Annotated in this window: 15 protein-coding genes; 12 read left to right on the plus strand and 3 right to left on the minus strand. The window is 49.1% G+C overall.

What is annotated here, in order from left to right:
• The first annotated feature begins 129 nt into the window (after positions 1–129).
• From L6H98_RS00440 to L6H98_RS00460, 5 genes are all read left to right on the plus strand, one after another.
• Entirely contained in the window at positions 130–690 is a 561-nt protein-coding gene (locus tag L6H98_RS00440; protein WP_236412030.1) for an AAA family ATPase, read from the plus strand.
• Between the two features lie 485 nt (positions 691–1,175).
• Positions 1,176–2,015, plus strand: a complete 840-nt coding sequence (gene licT / locus L6H98_RS00445) for a BglG family transcription antiterminator LicT (protein ID WP_236412032.1) — start codon at positions 1,176–1,178, stop codon at positions 2,013–2,015.
• Between the two features lie 356 nt (positions 2,016–2,371).
• The gene (locus L6H98_RS00450; protein WP_236412041.1) at positions 2,372–4,294 is read left to right on the plus strand and encodes a beta-glucoside-specific PTS transporter subunit IIABC; all 1,923 of its coding nucleotides are present in this window, start codon (positions 2,372–2,374) and stop codon (positions 4,292–4,294) included.
• 64 nt (positions 4,295–4,358) lie between these two features.
• Positions 4,359–5,804, plus strand: a complete 1,446-nt coding sequence (locus L6H98_RS00455; protein WP_236412043.1) for a 6-phospho-beta-glucosidase — start codon at positions 4,359–4,361, stop codon at positions 5,802–5,804.
• A gap of 191 nt (positions 5,805–5,995) precedes the next feature.
• On the plus strand, positions 5,996–6,520 hold the full coding sequence (locus tag L6H98_RS00460; protein ID WP_236412045.1) for a GNAT family N-acetyltransferase: 525 nt from the start codon (positions 5,996–5,998) through the stop codon (positions 6,518–6,520).
• 162 nt (positions 6,521–6,682) lie between these two features.
• On the opposite strand, the gene L6H98_RS00465 is transcribed toward L6H98_RS00460, so the two are convergent.
• Positions 6,683–8,590 (minus strand): serine hydrolase domain-containing protein, encoded by a 1,908-nt coding sequence (locus L6H98_RS00465; RefSeq protein WP_236412047.1) that lies wholly within the window; start codon positions 8,588–8,590, stop codon positions 6,683–6,685.
• A 293-nt stretch (positions 8,591–8,883) separates the two neighbouring features.
• Here L6H98_RS00465 and L6H98_RS00470 point away from each other — a divergent pair, with 293 nt between their 5' ends.
• The 4 genes from L6H98_RS00470 to L6H98_RS00485 all read left to right on the plus strand — a co-directional run bounded on the left by L6H98_RS00470 (position 8,884) and on the right by L6H98_RS00485 (position 11,235).
• Positions 8,884–9,606: a response regulator transcription factor gene (locus L6H98_RS00470; RefSeq protein WP_236412050.1), complete on the plus strand. Its 723-nt coding sequence runs from the start codon at positions 8,884–8,886 to the stop codon at positions 9,604–9,606.
• Positions 9,603–10,673 (plus strand): HAMP domain-containing sensor histidine kinase, encoded by a 1,071-nt coding sequence (locus L6H98_RS00475; protein ID WP_236412052.1) that lies wholly within the window; start codon positions 9,603–9,605, stop codon positions 10,671–10,673. Before L6H98_RS00470 ends, L6H98_RS00475 begins: the two co-directional genes overlap by 4 nt.
• 45 nt (positions 10,674–10,718) lie before the next feature.
• Complete coding sequence (locus L6H98_RS00480; RefSeq protein ID WP_236412054.1) at positions 10,719–10,979, plus strand: hypothetical protein; 261 nt, start codon at positions 10,719–10,721, stop codon at positions 10,977–10,979.
• Between the two features lie 73 nt (positions 10,980–11,052).
• Entirely contained in the window at positions 11,053–11,235 is a 183-nt protein-coding gene (locus L6H98_RS00485; RefSeq protein WP_236412057.1) for a YjfB family protein, read from the plus strand.
• Positions 11,236–11,344: 109 nt separating this feature from the next.
• Here L6H98_RS00485 and L6H98_RS00490 read toward each other — a convergent pair whose 3' ends face one another.
• Complete coding sequence (locus tag L6H98_RS00490) at positions 11,345–12,694, minus strand: response regulator (protein ID WP_236412058.1); 1,350 nt, start codon at positions 12,692–12,694, stop codon at positions 11,345–11,347.
• A complete protein-coding gene (locus L6H98_RS00495) occupies positions 12,682–14,403 on the minus strand; it encodes a histidine kinase (RefSeq protein ID WP_236412060.1) in 1,722 nt (573 codons plus the stop codon). Before L6H98_RS00495 ends, L6H98_RS00490 begins: the two co-directional genes overlap by 13 nt.
• 278 nt (positions 14,404–14,681) lie before the next feature.
• On the opposite strand from L6H98_RS00495, the gene L6H98_RS00500 reads away from it, so the two are divergent.
• Genes L6H98_RS00500 through L6H98_RS00510 form a run of 3 tightly spaced genes read left to right on the plus strand, consistent with a single transcriptional unit; the run spans position 14,682 to position 18,199 of the window.
• Complete coding sequence (locus L6H98_RS00500; protein ID WP_339278435.1) at positions 14,682–15,605, plus strand: ABC transporter permease subunit; 924 nt, start codon at positions 14,682–14,684, stop codon at positions 15,603–15,605.
• Between the two features lie 18 nt (positions 15,606–15,623).
• A complete protein-coding gene (locus L6H98_RS00505; RefSeq protein ID WP_236412062.1) occupies positions 15,624–16,493 on the plus strand; it encodes a carbohydrate ABC transporter permease in 870 nt (289 codons plus the stop codon).
• 20 nt (positions 16,494–16,513) lie between these two features.
• Entirely contained in the window at positions 16,514–18,199 is a 1,686-nt protein-coding gene (locus L6H98_RS00510; RefSeq protein WP_236412065.1) for a hypothetical protein, read from the plus strand.

Raw genomic sequence — 18,199 nt, forward strand, 5'->3', positions numbered from 1 at the left:
TGAAGTCTCTTTTTTGGTTTGCAAAAACGTGGACTGAAGTATATCTAATTTTCCTGTTCACATGTAATATGGATGGATATCCAATATATTCTTAGGTGGGATATACGAACAAAACGAGGAGTGATCACCATGAAACTGGTTATTATTGTTGGGCCGCAAGCGGTAGGCAAGATGACGGTAGGGCAGGAGCTGGAGAAGATCACCGGCCTAAAGCTATTTCACAATCACATGACGATCGATTTGGTATCGCCTTATTTCAGTTACGGTACCCCGCAGGGCAAACGGCTCGTCAGCTTGTTCCGCCGGGAAATTTTCGAAGAGGTATCGAAAAGCGACCTTCCCGGATTAATTTTTACATATGTGTGGGCATTTGATGTGGCCGAGGATGGGGAATACATCCGGCAGCTTCGTGAAATGTTCGAATCGAGAGGGGCGCAGGTGTGCTACGTGGAGTTGGAGGCCGATCCGGCGGAACGGCTCGCACGCAATCGCAGTCCGCACAGGCTGCTGCACAAACCAACGAAACGGGATGTGGCATGGTCCGAGCAGGACTTGCTGGAAAGCATGGAAAAGTATCGGCTGAATTCAGAACCAGGTGAAATCACGCATCAGCACTATGTTAGAATCAATAATACGAATCTGACTCCGGAGGAGACGGCTCGGCAGATCAAGGAAAGGTTCAATCTGTAACCTTTTGTGAAAGAAAGTATAAATCCATTTCGGATCAAAACACGTTGGTTTCCGGAATTTGAAATTTCCCAACATTTACAAACGATTTATATTTGGCCTCATATAACCACGCATGTTCACCCGCAGAAAACGGGGCGCATATCGCATCATGACAGTCTGAATATCATATGACGATGCAAGGACTTGCATGAAAACCGGTTTCAGGAGGGAAACTTAGATCTATAATTGACGAGTACCGAAAAGGAGATTTTTTAATCTTTATCGTTCTCCAAGTAACTATATTGTCTAAATGCAAACGCCATGATTTCCGCCGTGATTCATCCCTGCGAATAAAACAAGATTGTTTCAAACCCATTAAAATTACTGTTGTATAATGTAGAAAAATGTAATAACATAATTTCACGCAATAGTTGACATTGAAATGGGCGATGCCATATACCTGACGAAGGTAAGGTTTGCCTTTTTCTGTATATTGGAGTGATAAAGTGAAAATTGAAAAGGTCCTCAACAATAATGCTGTCGTTGCCGTTAAGGACGAGCGGGAAGTCATCGTGATCGGGCGCGGAATCGCATTTCAGAAGCGTGCGGGCGACATGGTTGCCGAAGAGCATATTGATAAAATATTCACGCTTCAAAACGAAGACATCCAGGAAAATTTCAAAGCGCTGATCGCAAGCATTCCCTTGGAGTACATGAAGGTATCCGAGGAGATCATTAATTATGCCAAATTGAAGCTGGGCAAAAAGCTGAACGAAAGCATTTATCTTCACCTGACCGATCACATTCACTTTGCCATCGAGCGTTACAAAAACAATTTGCCTATTCGGAACGGGTTGTTATGGGAAACCAAGCAGCTCTACAAGGACGAATTCGAAGTGGGGCTCGAGGCGCTGAACATGATTTGCGACCAGTTCGGCATCCTGCTGCCCGAGGACGAAGCCGGATTTATGGCGCTGCATTTTGTAAACGCCGCTCTCAACGAGGAAATGCCCAATATTCGCAGCATGACCCAAGTGATGCAGGAGATTTTGACGATCATCAAGTATCACTTCAAAATGGACTTTGACGAAAATTCACTGACGTATTATCGCTTCGTCACCCATTTGAAGTTTTTCTCGCAGCGGTTGGTCAACGGCAAACATTACAAAAACAACAACGATGACGAGTTGTTCGAAATGATCCAGAAGAAATATCCGGAAGCTCACAAATGCTCGCTCAAAATCAAAAAGTTCATCGAAAACAACTACACGTATCAACTGACCAACGAAGAATTGATGTATCTGTCCATCCACATTGAGCGTGTAGTGCATGCGACGACAGAGTAAAATAATTTTATTAATTTTAATAATAAAACGCTTGCAATTGTAAAACGGATGAGCTATTATAATCACATAAAGTAAGCGCATACAACAAACGGGTTGTAACTGTTCAATCAGGCAACTCCGACCACCTTGAAACGATAAAGATGGGTTGCAACTTACTTTTGAAACAAGATGTGGGGGTTCACAACCAAATATCTATTGTGTACAGCCTTACAGGGTTGCAACCGTTAAGGGCAAAACCTGAATTGCTGAATCACACGACCTGTGTTCCGGAGAAATACCGGCGCGCTGCGTGGATTCAGTAGTTCAGGTTTTCTTTGTTTCACCGCAGAAAGTTCAATCAGAAAGGGAGAATTACAATGAACTACGATCAATTGGCTAAGGACATTCTGTCCCGCGTTGGTGGTCCCGGAAACGTAAACAGCGTGTTCCATTGCGTAACGAGATTGCGCTTTAAACTGAAAGATGAAGGCGTCGCCAAAACGGAAGAGCTTAAAAATTTGCCAGGCGTCATCACCGTCATGCAGAGTGGCGGCCAATACCAAGTCGTTATTGGTAATGAAGTGCCTGATGTGTATAAAGCCGTTGTCAAAGCAGGGAATTTGTCTGCCGAAGGTCAGGTAGATGAAGACAAAGCAGACTCCGGTCCGAAGGGCAACTTGTTTAACCGCTTTATTGACATGATCTCGGGCGTGTTTACTCCGGTTCTTGGTTTGCTTGCCGCGACCGGGATGATCAAAGGATTTACAGCCATGTTTGTATCGCTGGGATGGGTGGACAATACGTCAGGGACGTATGCGCTGTTAAATGCAGTGGGGGATTGCTTGTTCTACTTCTTCCCGATCTTCCTTGGATACACGGCCATCAAAAAGTTCGGAGGAACACCGTTCCTGGGCATGGCCATCGGTGCTTCGCTGGTCTACCCGACATTGGCGGGCATCAGAGCCGGAGAACCCATGTATACGTTGTTTGCCGGCACCTTGTTCGAATCACCTATTCGCATTGAATTTTTAGGTATCCCGGTCATTTTGATGGATTATGCTTCATCGGTTATCCCGATCATCGTAGCCACGTTCTTTGCGGTGAAGATAGAGCGGTTTTTCAAAAAAGTTATGCCTAAAGTGGTCAGCAACTTCCTGGTTCCGTTTTGCACTTTGCTCGTCATCGTACCACTCACGTTCCTGTTGATCGGTCCGATCTCTACATGGGCGGGTCAATTGCTGGGAGCGTTCACAACTTGGATTTACGGACTGAGTCCTCTGATTACAGGTCTCGTAATTGGTGGTCTATGGCAAGTGTTTGTATTGTTCGGACTTCACTGGGGACTCGTTCCTGTGGCCTTCGTGAACTTGGCGAATTTGGGATATGATCCGGTTTTGGCCATGTCTTTCGCGGCATCCTTTGCTCAGATCGGAGCTGTGCTTGCGGTTATCGTCAAGTCCAAAAGCACCAAACTGAAAACGCTGGGCGCTCCGGCCTTTATATCGGGTATTTTCGGAGTAACTGAACCGGCTATTTACGGCGTGACGCTCCCATTGAAAAAACCGTTCATCATGAGTTGTATCGCGGCGGCCATCGGAGGCGGCATTCTCGGATATGTGGGCACAAAAGGGTACATCATCGGTGGTCTGGGCATTTTCGGATATCCGAGCTACGTTAACCCCGAAACAGGCATGGACGCTATATTCTTCTGGACGATTGCGGCTACGCTGATTGCATTCATCCTGGGCTTCATTCTCGTCTATGTGACTGGATTCAAAGAACCGGAAGAGAAGAAGGCAGAAGCGGCGCCTGCGCCAAAAACAGAATTGGAACCAAACCCGAACCAAAAATTCGAAATCGCAAGCCCGATGGCTGGCGAAGTGGTCGAGCTGAAAGAGATCAACGATGTGACGTTTGCCGGAGAGCATATGGGTAAAGGCATTGCGATTCGTCCAACAAGCGGCCGTGTCGTATCCCCTGTTAATGGTGTAGTACAGACAGTATATCGCACGAAACATGCGATCGGACTGGTCAGCGACGACGGCGTGGAAATGCTCATTCATATCGGCCAAGATACTGTTCAACTGAAAGGCCAGCATTTCACGCCGCATGTGAAAGATGGGGACCGCGTCAACGTTGGTGATCTGATCATGGAATTCGATTTGCAGGCGATCAAGGATGCAGGGTATGAAACGGTAACGCCGATTATCGTTGCGAACACGTCCGCTTATCTGGATGTCGTAGGGACCAAACACGCCACCGTGAACGAAAAAGAAAAACTGCTTACGGTTTTGGGTTAACTTCCCCGAATCAATGATTTTCAGATGACTTGATTTCAAGTTTGGATAGGAGGAAACGAAATATATGTTTAAAACGTATACGTCCTTCCCGGAGAATTTTCTCTGGGGAGGAGCTACTGCAGCCAATCAGCTCGAAGGCGCTTATCTGGAAGATGGCAAAGGTCTGACCACGGTGGATTTGATCCCGATTGGACCGGACCGCATGAAGATCGCAATGGGAGCACTGGATTCGTTTGAGCCCAAGGAAAGCGAGTTTTATCCTTCCCATGGGGCGATCGATTTCTATCATCGTTACAAAGAAGATATTGCGCTTTTCGCGGAAATGGGCTTCAAAAGCTTCAGGATGTCCATCGCCTGGGCGAGGATTTTCCCGAACGGGGATGACGCGCAGCCGAACGAAGCCGGACTCCAATTTTACGACGATGTGTTTGACGAGCTGCTCAAGCACAACATTGAACCTGTCGTTACGATCTGCCATTTCGATGTGCCTGTAAGTTTGGTGAAGAACTATGGCGGGTGGACCAACCGCAAGATGGTCGGATTTTTTGAAACATATGCTCGCACATTGTTTGAACGCTACCGGAACAAAGTGAAATACTGGATGACGTTTAACGAAATCAACATGCTGCTGCATCTTCCTTATATCGGGGCGGGGATCGTCCTGAACGACGGCGACGACAAGGAAAAGGTATTGTACCAGGCAGCCCATCATGAACTGATTGCCAGCGCGCTTGCCGTCAAAGCCTGTCACGAGATCATTCCAAATGCGATGATTGGTTGCATGCTTGCGGCGGGAACGGTATATCCGTATACGAGCAATCCGGAAGATGTATGGAAAGCGATGGAGTTGGACCGTGAATCGTTCTTCTTCATCGACGTGCAGTCCAAAGGCGAATATCCGGGATATACGAAACGCTTTTTCCGGGAACGCGGCATCGAGCTTCAAATGGAAGAAGGCGATCTCGAACTGCTGCGGGAAAACACGGTGGACTACATCGGTTTCAGTTATTACGCGAGCCGCTGCACCAGCGCCGATCCGGAGGTGCTGAAAAATTCCACGGAGGGCAACGTGTTCGGATCGGTGAAAAATCCGTATTTAGAAGCCTCCGAATGGGGTTGGACGATCGATCCGAAAGGGCTGCGCATTACATGCAACCAATTGCATGACCGTTACGGCAAACCGCTTTTCATCGTCGAGAACGGGTTGGGCGCGACGGACGTGCTGCTCGAAAATGATACGGTCGAGGACGATTATCGCATCGACTATCTGGACCGCCATTTTGCCGAAATGGCCGAGGCGATTCAGGATGGCGTCGACATCATCGGTTACACGAGCTGGGGACCGATTGACCTTGTCAGCGCCGGAACCGGGGAGATGAAGAAACGGTACGGCTACATTTATGTAGACCGGAACAACGATGGCAGCGGTTCGTTAAGAAGAATTCCGAAGAAAAGCTTCCATTGGTACAAAGAGGTCATCTCGAGCAATGGCGCAAAGTACTTTGAGTAATCGTACAGAAGCTTGCTTTGAAAAAGGAAAGCCGACTTCCCTTCGCAGGAATCGGCTTTCCTTTTTATCGTATTGCTGGTTCGGCCGTATTTCTTATAAGATGGAAAGGGAATGGAAGACGCTGATCGCAATGCTCGCTTCCTGCCGATCCGGGGGCGGCAAGCCCAAACCAAGAGATAAGGAATGAGGAGATGGCCATACCGCTTCAAGCCATGCCGAAAGTCATGGCGATTCAGGAACATCAGGTGGACGCAGCCGTCCGGTTTGCGATGAAGGTGCGGCGCGAAGTATTCCCGATGCTGAATCACGAAACGCTGCCGACGGACTTGCTGCATTTCCATGCGCATTACATGCATTCGGATCAAAGCAAGTTTCTGGTCGCAGTAACCGAGAACAACGAGATTATTGGCTCCATAGGGATTGTGCCGTACGACGGGCGCATCGAAGAAATCAAAGGACGGTATCCCGAAGGGGCGGCCGCCGAAGTGGTGAAATGCTACGTGGATGCGGAATACCGCAGACACGGCATCGGTTCGTTGCTTGCCAGCGCATTGAAGGATGCCGTGCGGGAAATGGCGTACAATACGCTGTATTTGCATACTCATCGCTTCCTTCCGGGGGCCGTGGATTTTTGGATGCGGCAAGGATTTGCGATCGTTACCGAGCAGTATGACGAGTGGCAAACGGTGCATATGGAGAATCTGCAGGCATTCTAAGGGAACGTTTCTGGACGTGGAATCCATTGTTTTTCACAACAAAACGATTTTGAGCTATCGTCTGCTGGACGAAGCGGACAGAACCCGGCAAAAAGACAAAGGCGGTTTCGCATGATGCGAAGCCGCCTTTGTCTATGTTTATGGAGAACGAGCCTCCATGAGTCAACTATAATGTAGAGGAAGCATGTTCCAATAAAAAAGAAAAGCAACGGTGAGCAAGCTGAGGCCGGCGATCAGGCATGAAGTCAAGGAGGGCACGATCCGATTGCGAATGTGCGGTTGCAGAGGCCTGAGCTTCATGACGGCGATATACCAAGCACGAACCAGCCCGATGAAGGGCAAGGCCGAGAAACACCAAACATACCACCAGGGATAACCGTGAATCATTGCTTCCGAATTGCCATACAACAATTGCCCGGACAAGTAACAGGTAAATATGGCAGCAATCCATGTAGATGAACAGGCCGAGGCAGGGCCGAATCGTTTGGGCGAAATAACACGCAGCAGACAGCGGACGACCCCGATGACGAATAAAAGCACCCATGACACCGCAATCGTAACATATATGGCTAATGATGTGGCAGGATGGCGCCACCAGGGAGGTTTTTCAGCCAAGGTAACTCCCTGAGTAAAACTCATACTCCATTCATCGCGACCCTGCTTAAACGAAACGGTATTGTCGCTTTCTTGTTCCCGAAACAGTCCGGTGCCTATGGGCTCATAGATGCGACTTTCCTTCTCCCCCGGCCCATCCGGAAAGATCCCATGGATAACAAGGTGGTTCTCCGATGCGCTCACTTCGTAGTCCCTTGTCCCAAGCCACCGCAGCCACTTGCCCCAGCCATGCAAAGGTCCAAGCGTCAACGTATAGGTCCGGGCATATTGCTGCAGCTGGGAAGAAACCGGCGTTTGATTCACTTTAAGCTCTTGTCTTGCTTCAGGAAGAAGCTGAACGATGGAGGATATGATCGAATCGTGCAATTTCCCGCCTTGCGACGGTGCGTTGCTAATGACGAATATGCCCAGCTTGCGGGAAGGCACGAGCACCATTTTGGCCGAAAAACCGTTAATATCGCCAGTATGGGACAACGTCAACAGCCCGCTTCGCAGCCGTGTACGGAAAAAACCGTACCCTACGCCTTCCAGGTCGGGATGCTCGGCAAAGTGGCGTGCCTGCATTTGCCGCACCGTGTCGGCATGAAGGAGACGTTTCCCGCGAAACATGCCGTCATTTAATTGCGCAATCATGTAATGCGCCCATTCCACCGGCACCATGCTTACGCCTCCGGCACCCGGCATGTTGACGTATGAGTGGGGGAGAGGGACATAGGATCCGTCCTCAAACGTGTACGAACGGGCCATGTCCGGTGATAGAGGGGCTGAAATGCCAGCACTCGGCATATCCAGCGGCTCGAAAATATACCGGGACATATAATCATCGATCGGTTTTCCCGACACATCCTCCAGCAGACTGGCGATTAGGCCATAATTGGCATTGTTATAGGCAAATGCTTCGCCGGGTAGACGAACAGGCGGCTGCTCGTCGAAATAATGCTTCATGAATGTCCTAAGCTCCACGGCTTTGGAGGGAGAGGCGGCCTCTACGCCGTACATGGCATCATCCAGACCTGCAGTATGTGTGAGCAAGTGATGCAGTGTGATGGGCTGCTGCTGGAACATCGGGACATGGAAGGATGAGAGGTAACTGTTCACGTCTTGATCCAGCGATACCTTTCCCTGTTCTTCCAATTGCATAATGGCTGTTGCCGTGAGGCTTTTGCTTAGCGATCCGACCGGCAGAATCGTTCGTTCCGGGTCCATCGGTACGCCATGTTCAACATCCGCGAATCCGTATCCTTTCTGGAAAATGATCCGGTCTTGCAGCGTGACAACGACGGCGACGCCAGGAATGGACTCGCGCGCCAGTGCCTTTTCCACGGCCGAATCGGCCGCCTGCTGCAACTCATGCGGGCGAATCGCTTCTTGGGCTGCGGCCTGATCCGGGAAGTATCCCGTTCCCATGATCGTCATGAGCAAGGCCAGCAATATAGAAGACCATCGGTGTTTCATGTGTTATGTGCCTCCTCAAGCAGAATAAGTTCCTATATAAACCGCCAAAAACATCCAAACGTTAACGGAGAAGGCAGGAACCAATCTGGGGATAACAGCGATCGGAAGATGGTACTGCACTTGCAGTGCCCTAGTGTGATTGATTCGTGCGGTTTATATCGTTGGACCCATTGTAATGCCGGATTCTTTCATGGGTCTGTCACGAATCATAAATTAACCTTACAAAATACGCCAAGAGAGGATGAGCATGATACACTGGGATTATGTACAAATGATGGAAGAGGGAGATTGGCGTGGAACGAACGGTGCTGTTGGTGGATGACCATCACGAGATTGTGGAATTGCTCGGCTTATTTCTGGCTAAGGAAGGCATTCGTGTGATCGAGGCCCATAATGGTGCAGAGGCATGGGCGTGCTTGCATAACGAGCGAATCGACCTTGCGGTGCTGGATATTATGATGCCAGGCATCGATGGAATCGAGCTGCTGAAGCTGTTGCGCACGGAATATAAGCTTCCAGTCATCATGTTGTCTGCCAAAAATCGCCATGATGACAAAATCAACGGACTACTGCTTGGCGCCGATGATTTCATCGGGAAACCTTTTAATCCGCTTGAGGTTGTGGCCCGAATCCGGGCGCTGCTGCGGCGGACGTATGATTTTAATGACGTGTCCCTATCCGATCAGAAGGTGGAGAGTGACGAAGTTACGGTGGTCGGCGAATTGCGGCTGAGCCACCGGGACTGCATTCTGTATAAAAAAGAACGCGCCATCGCGCTGACCGCAATGGAATACAAATTGCTTTCCATGCTGATGCAGGCGCCCGGCAGGGTGTATACCAAAAAACAGCTCTTCGAGCAGGTGTGGTCCGATCCTTATTATGAAGACGCCAATACCGTCATGGTTCACATTTCCAGGCTCAGGGACAAGGTGGAGGAAGATCCCCGAAAGCCGATATATATTCAGACCATTCGGGGGCTTGGATACAAGTTTGCCAGAAAAGAGGATATCCCTTGAAGAAGGAAAAATGGTTCGATGCCATGCTGAAGTCGGCCGTCTGGTTTGCAGCAGCGCTAAGCATCGTGATAGGGGTCTTTGTGCTGCTTGTGCTTGATGTGGAAAACCAGACTTTGGAGATAAATCATATTCATCTCACGTTGTTGTTCGGTGGATTCGGCGCTTGCTGCGTGGTCTACAGCATGTGGAGTGCGAGACGGGTGACGAGACCGCTCGAACGGATCGCTTCTGCCATTCAGGGAATGAAAGAAGGAGAGTATGGAAAGCGCCTGGACATCGATGGTGGTTATGAATTTGAGGTCATTCAGAAGTCGTTCAACGAGATGGCGGAAGTACTGGAACGGGCACGGGAGGACAACCGCAAGCTGGAGCGGGAAAAAAGGCAAATGCTTGCCGATCTGTCCCACGATTTGAAGACGCCGATCACCATCATCCAAGGATATGCCAAAGCCCTGGAGCTTGACATGGTTGAGGGCGAAGAGAACAAGGTCAAAACGTATCGTTTGATGTATGGCAAAGCGGAGCAAGTTACCGCGATGATCGACCAGATTGTCATGTTGTCCAAGCTGGACAGGCCGGATTATCCGCTCATGCTGGAACATACGGATATCGCCGAGTTGACGAGGGAGGTTGCTGCGGAATTTTACGAGCTCTTCGAACTGGAACAGTACACGTTGGAAGTGGATTGCTCTCCGGAACACCTCATGGCAGATTGCGACTTACGCTTGATGCATCGGGCGATGTCCAATTTGCTGTCCAATGCGATGAAGCACAATCCGCCGGGAACGAAGGTAACGATCGAGCTGGCGGAGGCGGGAGAGTTCGTTTCATTGGCGGTGGCGGACAACGGCGTAGGCATTCCGGCGAATTTGACGGACGTGATCTTTGATCCTTTCGTGCGAGGGGATGCCGCACGGACGGAGGACGGCGGTACAGGGCTCGGGTTGTCCATCGTCCGCCAGATTGCGGAATTGCATAAGGGAACGCTTCATTTAAACGGTGCGTCTGACGGGACGAGATTTGAACTGCTTTTTCCCAAGTCCATGTCAAACAGAAGAGCGGAATGAAGGCTTTACGCCGCAATTCCGGAGAAAAGGAAGGGATGGATCGACATGTCGGAAAATATGAAAGTCGAATTCGAGATCAGAGCTCTTGGAGCGGAGTCAGTTCCGGGTTATGAAAGCTGCTATCGTCAGCATGAGATTGCCAGAATGCTCCGGCTGCCGGAAGATACGACATTGCGACAGATTGAGGAGATCGCCAAAAAGCTGATTGCAGAGGTCAAAGAACAGTATTCCCAGCCTGAACAGCTGCTCGTAAAGGTAACGATTCGAGGCCGTGAAATGGATGGCGAGCTGAAGGTTTTGGGGTAAGTCTTTCAATTTCCGCACGTTCAACCGATATATAGGAAAGACCCGAATACAAGGGGAGAAAGGAGGAGAGAGGATGGATATTGCCGCTTTGTCGATCGCAATGAGCCAAACTTCGCTTGCCCAGTCAGCCAGCTTGCAGGTGTTGTCCATGTCCAAAAATATGGCGGAGCAACAAGGCCAACAGATGGCCGAGATGCTCAAGACGGTTCCGGCGCCGCATCCGAATTTGGGCGGAAGTCTGGATATTTCCGTATAAGAACATCAATGAGTTCGTGCAGACGAATAAACCCTTGGATGCCAAGAAGTCGCTTCCCTTGCGACTTCTTGTATCGATGGAAATGACAACGGCAGCGTAACTTTCCGCTTCATTGATGGATTGTGTTTCTGCGGTACTGATAGGGCGTAACTCCGTATTTTTCCTTGAACAATTGGATGAAATACTGATTTTTTTTGTAACCGACCATGTGGGCGATGTCGGCGATGCGAAGTTCGGAGTCCTGCAGCAGTTGTGAAGCTTTCTCCAACCGTTTTCTGGAGATGTAGTTAGAGACGTTTTCACCCGTTTCCTGTTTGAAAAGTTTGGAAAGGTAGACAGGATGAAGATGGGCGACTTTCCCCAGCTCATCCAGGCTGAGTCCATGAGCCAGATGGTCTTCGATATGCCTTTGCACTTTCGTGACGATGTTCTGAATGGACATCTGCTTGCTGCTGCTGATCCGGCTGACGCTGCCCTTTAGAATCGGCCAAAGTTCGTCGGGATTCCGAAGCCGATTGAATATCCAATCCGCGGCTTCAGAGGCATTCCGATGTTGATCTGCAAGATATATATCAATAATCCTCTCCATAAGAAAGATCATTTTTTGTTTTCGGTGAACGATTCGTTCATATTGATGAACAACATTGTTGAAGGATTCCCATTCCCCGCATGACGGCAATTGTTTGAATACCCGTGTAAAGTCGTCTGACGATACGTCCTCATTCAGGAAAAATTCATAAAACAGCTGCCGGGTTTCGTTGCGATCGTTCAAGGAAAACGGAGGGGACAAGACCGCGTGATCGAACTGATCGGCCAGTTTCCCCGCGGCGTCTTCCGGAACAAAAGCGATCAGCCGCCTGCCTGCAGTCCAAACGAGACGGCTCCATTTGTCCCCGACAGCATCCTTTAAACGACTCACATCCTCTGGGGAACAATCCTCTGCCCTGAAACCGCAAAAACGATGCTGCCCTAAACCTTCCGAATAAGCAGCGAATTCCTTCTTTAATGCCTCGTTTTCTCCAAGAAGGGAGAGCATGTACCCCAAACCGTCAAAGTTGTCCCATGAGGCAGGTTGAACGGGCCTTGTCTTCACAATGTGTTGGATGGCTTTAGACATGGCTTTCTCGACGTCATCTTTATCCACGGGTTTCAGTAAATAGTCGAGTGCCCCTAACCGGATGCCTTGCTGCGCATAATCGAACTGCGAATAGCCGGAAAGGATGATGACCTTCGTCGGCAAACTGTTTATGTGAATATGTTGAAGCAAATCTAATCCCGAAACCTCAGGCATGCGGATATCCGTGATCAAAATATCTACAGGGCTTCGATTCAGCATGTCCCTCGCTTCGATCGAATTGGTCGTCGTTTCAATCTGATCGATGCCGAAGGCTTTCCAATCCAGCAAGTGTTTCATATACTCGACGACATAATGTCCGTCATCCACGATTAATAATCGCATAGGCGTTCCCCTTTCTCTATAGGCATCTCGATCAGCAGCAGGACAGACAAGCCGCCCCAATCATTCACGGAAAATTGCAATCCGCTAGCCTCTCCGTACGTATTTTTCAAGCGCCGGTTCACATTCCAGAGACCCACGCCTCTTGTCCCTTCCGGCGGGGTAGCGTGTTCAAGCTGAGCCTCCAAACGGCGAATTTCGTCCGGTGCAAGCCCTTTTCCGTCATCCGACACTTTGATTAGAATGGCTGCTTCCGCCCTTTTGATATCGATGGTTACCCGATGGGCTCCCTGCTGTCCTTCGATTCCATGTTGAATGGCGTTCTCCACGACGGGCTGAATCATGAGAGGCATCAGGGGGGTGGAGGCCAGTTCCGGCGGTACATCGATGTTGTACTCGATCTTTTTGCTGAGCGTCATGATGATGAGATAGTGTTCCGCAAATTGCAGCTCGCTTTCCAGAGTGACTTCATGCTGATCCAATTTGGTTAAATAGCGATAATACTCGGCCAGATGTTTGCTCATACGCATGACGGCATCCGGAGAGAATTGGGCCACCGACATGATGAAGAACAGACTGTTATACAGAAAATGAGGATTAATCTGGGCTTGCAGCTGTTTCAGCTCCGCACTTCTTCTCAGCTCCGTTTCAGTCTTTAAAGATACGAACAGACCCTGAATTTCCGCAACCATGTGGTTAAAGCTCCGGAAGAGGCCGTAAAATTCGTTATCGGTGTTTTCGGTAATGCGCGTGCTGTGATTGCCCTGCTCGACCTGCAAAAATTTTTTCTCCATTAATCGGATATTGCGGTCGTAGTTTCGGTAAAACGTAAAAATGACAACCAGGCCGAGCGTCAGCACCGCTAAGATGCTGGCAAGGAAAACTTTGCGGCTGCGGTCGAGCGGTTGCAGAAAATCATTCGTGCGCGTATATGTAATCAGGTAGGCATCGATCGGTTCTATATATCGGGAAAGAACATAGTAATCGTCCGAATTTGTATGATAATCATATTTTAACGTTGCGTCCTGCCCGGGCGAAAGCATATCCGTAATCGCTTTCAACAAGTCGGTATCGACTTCTCCCTCACTCCACAACCGCTGCTGATTAAACAGGAAAAAGGCGTTGGAGCTGTCATTGTTCACCGCCTTTTTTAGCAGGCTTTTCAAATAATCGGTATTCAGCTTTACGCCGACTACATACTGAGCCGGTTCCGTTTGCCCGGATTTATGGATGTAAGGGTAGATGGCAAAGTAATACAAGCTGTCGCCCTGGATTTGCCATCCCTGGCGATGAACCTTTTGGAAAGGAAGCCTCGCTTCAAGCGTATTGTTGGTCGACAGGAACGTTTCTTCGGACGTCCAGTAAATACCGATCGATTCAATGGACCGGCTGGACAGGAGCGTTTGCCGCAAACGGTCAACGATGTCATTTTTTTTCATTTGCGAATCGTAATTGCTCAGCTCGATCACATGATTCTGATAGAAGCGAACATCGCTGTCAGCCGCAAACTGAACCCCGTACATGTTTGCCTCATACATAATCCCGTCAAGAATGCCTTTCACGTAATCAAGCTGGTTTTTGGAAGCGCCGATCAGATTTTCTTCCAGCGTTTTGGAACTCAGGCGATTCATCACGAAAAACAAACTTAACGTCAGCAGCAGAAAAAATACAAAAAAATAAATAAATCGTTTCATGTACATTTTTTTGATCATAGACGTTCCCTTTCCGCAGCAAAACTTGAGTGACGGCGTTCCCGTATCGAATTAGCTATATCATAAGATAAACTGTCAAAAAGCGGAAGAGTGGGATGTGCATTTTAATAAAAGCGGTTTCAAAATGATTCAGGTTGAGGTGATGATCTTGAAATGTTGGCATTTTGGCATGTAAGCGCTTTTGTTAAGCTAAATACGAGGATCGCATTCCAAGAGTCGTCATAAAGGAGGTATGCAGTATTAATGACATCGGTTTCGCAAAATCGGCCAAAACAACGATAACAGCCGTTTCCCGACGAAATTCATGGAAAAAGGAAATCAAGAAAAACTGGCCGTTGTATGTACTATGTATTCCTGCTATTGTGTTTGTCTGCATTTTTTCTTACGGTCCCATGGTAGGTTTGCTCATGGCGTTTCAGGACTACAAACCATGGCTGGGCATTAGCGGCTCACGGTGGATCGGGTTGGAAAACTTCGAAAGAATATTCCGGTACGACGAGGCGACCCAAGCGATCGTCAACACGCTCATAATCGCCGTTTCCAAAATTATCGTCGGCATTATCGTTCCGATCATTATGGCCATTCTACTCAGCGAGCTGCGAAATGTCGGCATCAAAAAAAGCGTGCAGACACTGGTTTATCTGCCGCATTTCCTGTCCTGGGTCACCGTTGCGGGATTGATGATCGACATTCTCGGCTTGGATGGGGGCGTCAACCAGCTATTGACGTGGATGTTCGGCAGCGATCCGATTTATTTTTTGGGGGACCCTGACCTGTTTAGATTCACGGTGGTGGTCAGCGACGTTTGGAAGAGCTTCGGGTTCGGCATGATCGTCTATTTGGCGACCATTGCAGGAATCAATCCTTCCTATTATGAAGCGGCCGAGATCGACGGCGCCACGCGCCGGCAGCAAATTCTATACGTCACCTTGCCCAGCATGCTGCCGATGATTATTGTCATTTCTACGCTCAGTCTGGGAAATATTCTGGACGCGGGATTTGATCAGGTGTTCAATTTGTACAACCCGCTGGTCTACAGTACGGGAGATATCATCGACACATATGTCTATCGTTCTTCCTTGCTGAACGGACAGTACGGGTTCGGGACCGCGGTAGGACTGTTCAAATCGGGGATCAGCCTGATCTTGATCGTCGTATCCTACAGGCTGGCCTATAAGTATGCCAATTATAAAATATTCTAACAGGGAGGGAGAGGGATCGTGTACCATAAGACGACAGGCTATAGAGTATTCTCGGTGTTCAACTATGCGTTTATGATTTTGGCGGGACTGGCGTGTTTTCTTCCGCTCCTTCATCTATTGGCGCAATCGCTCAGCAGCAAAGCGGCCGTTAGCGGCAACCTGGTGTCGTTTTGGCCGGTCGGATTCAATGTGGATAGCTACGTAAAAACGTTTAACAATTCCAATTTCATCGGTTCCATGCTGACATCCATCCTTCGAACGGTTTTGGGCACGTCAATCAGCATGTTTATCCTTACCTGTGCAGGATATGCCCTCTCCAAGGAGTTCCGGGGCCGCAACGCGCTGATGTGGTTTTTTATCTTTACGATGCTCTTCTCCGGAGGATTGATCCCTTCTTACATTTTGGTGACAAGCCTCGGGTTGAAGGATACCATTTGGGCGCTTGTGCTGCCGGGAGCGTTCGGAGCCTACAATCTGATTCTTCTCGTCAATTTCTTCAAAACGATTCCAAAAGCGTTGGAAGAAGCGGCATTTATTGATGGAGCGTCCTTTTTCGCCATCCTCAGCAAAATTTATTTGCCATTGTCTCTGCCGGGACTGGCGACCGTATCCCTGTTTATTATGGTGGGGCACTGGAATTCCTGGTTTGACGGGATTTTGTACATGTCGGATGCGAGCAAATATCCGCTGGCTTCTTTTCTGCAAACGGTGGTGGTGCAGAGCAACATGCAGAATATGGCCATGAGCCAGGCCGAAGTCGAAGCCATGTCGGAGCAAAGCATTAAAGCAGCCCAAATTTTCGTCAGCACGCTGCCGATCATATTGGTCTATCCTTTTTTGCAACGATATTTCGTGAAGGGCATCGTGCTGGGGGCTGTCAAAGAATAAAAGCGAGGGGGATTATTTCAATGAAAAAAAGAAGTAATGGTTGGAAAATGGCAAGCATGATCATGCTGTCGACGGCGCTTGTTGCCGGCTGCAGCAGTGGAGAAAGCAAAACCGTCGCCACGACGGAATCGGTGCTCAAGGACGGAAAATACGATCCTCCGATCACGATGACGATTGCGAAACAACAGGATGAAAACGCGGGCAAATACATCAATGGCGAAAGTTTGAACGACAATGTGCTGACCCGTTGGGGCGAGGAAAAGCTGGGGATCAAAGTCGAAACCACCTTGCTGGGCGGTGACGCTTCGCAATACAATACCAAGCTGCGGCTGGCGCTCACGGGCTCGGAGAAGCTGCCTGACGTTCTGCCGGTGTATGACACCATGCTGGTGAATGATTTGATCGAATCCGGGCGGGTCAAGGAAATTACCGAAGATATCGCAGTTTACATGCCTGACCGGATTAAAGAAATTTACAAACAATACCCGTCGACCTTCAATCCGGTTGTCAGGGATGGCAAAGTTTACGGGATGGCGATCGCGCCGAATTTGACGGAAGGCGAAGTCATGCTGATCCGCCAGGACTGGCTCGACAAATTGCAGTTGAAGGCGCCGACGACAATCGAGGAATTCGAGCAGGTCATCGCGGCGTTTACCAATGACGACCCGGACGGCAATGGCAAACAAGATACATACGGCTTTACGTTCTCCGGTAAAGATTCGTACAACACGGGTTGGGTCAGCGATCCGGTCATGATTTTCAGCGCATATACGGGCAAACATCTCCCTCGCCAATGGTATAACGATAACGGCAAACTGACCTATGGATCGGTGGCCGCCGGCAACAAGGAGGCGCTTGCAAAGCTGCGCGATTGGTATGCCAAAGGGTATTTGAACAAGGAACTAGCCACGCAGGGTGCGTGGGACGCACTGTCGGATTTTACCCAAGGGAAAGCAGGCATCATCATCGGTCGTCCTTGGCTATACGGCAGTGTGATGGATGTTGAGAAAAATATAGAGGGAGCGAAAATCAGCGCTTATCCGACCATTCAAGGCGTGAACGGTGACAAAACCTATCAATCCGCCCAGCTGAATGATGGCGTGTTTATGTTTAACAAGGATTTTCAGAACATGGAAGCGTTCTTCCTGTACTACGATAAAATGTACGATGCCGCGTTCGGTACCGGAGAGTTTAAATACGGCTACGCCCAGGGATACGATTATGATATCGTCAATGACGAAGTGACGTTTGATCCGCAGAAATTCAACAAGCCTTTGGATGCCGTGCAAGGCGTCGGGAAAATGGCATTTACCAAAAATACGCCGAGCGTAGACGGCCCCGGCAAATCGTATTACGATCTGGCGAATGGTGCGAAGCCCGATACGGGCGTCCTGATCCGAAGTGCATCAAGTGATCCAACGACCAAAGACGGGTATCGGATTTCATACGAAAACCGGGATGCGTTGCTGCCAAATGCATTTAATGGGCCGCCTACAACAACGATGCAAAATGTATGGGAGCAGTTGACCACGATGGAACAGGAAACATTCACCAAAATCATTTATGGCAATGAGCCGCTTGAAGCGTTTGATGCCTTTGTCAAACAGTGGCACGAAAAAGGCGGAGACGACGTGATCGAAGAAGTCAACGAATGGTACAACCAGGCAAGCGAGACGGATGTCATGGCCATGATGAAGTTGAAATAA

The sequence above is a fragment of the Paenibacillus sp. JJ-223 genome (assembly GCF_927798175.1).
GTDB classification, from domain to species: domain Bacteria; phylum Bacillota; class Bacilli; order Paenibacillales; family Paenibacillaceae; genus Paenibacillus; species Paenibacillus hubeiensis.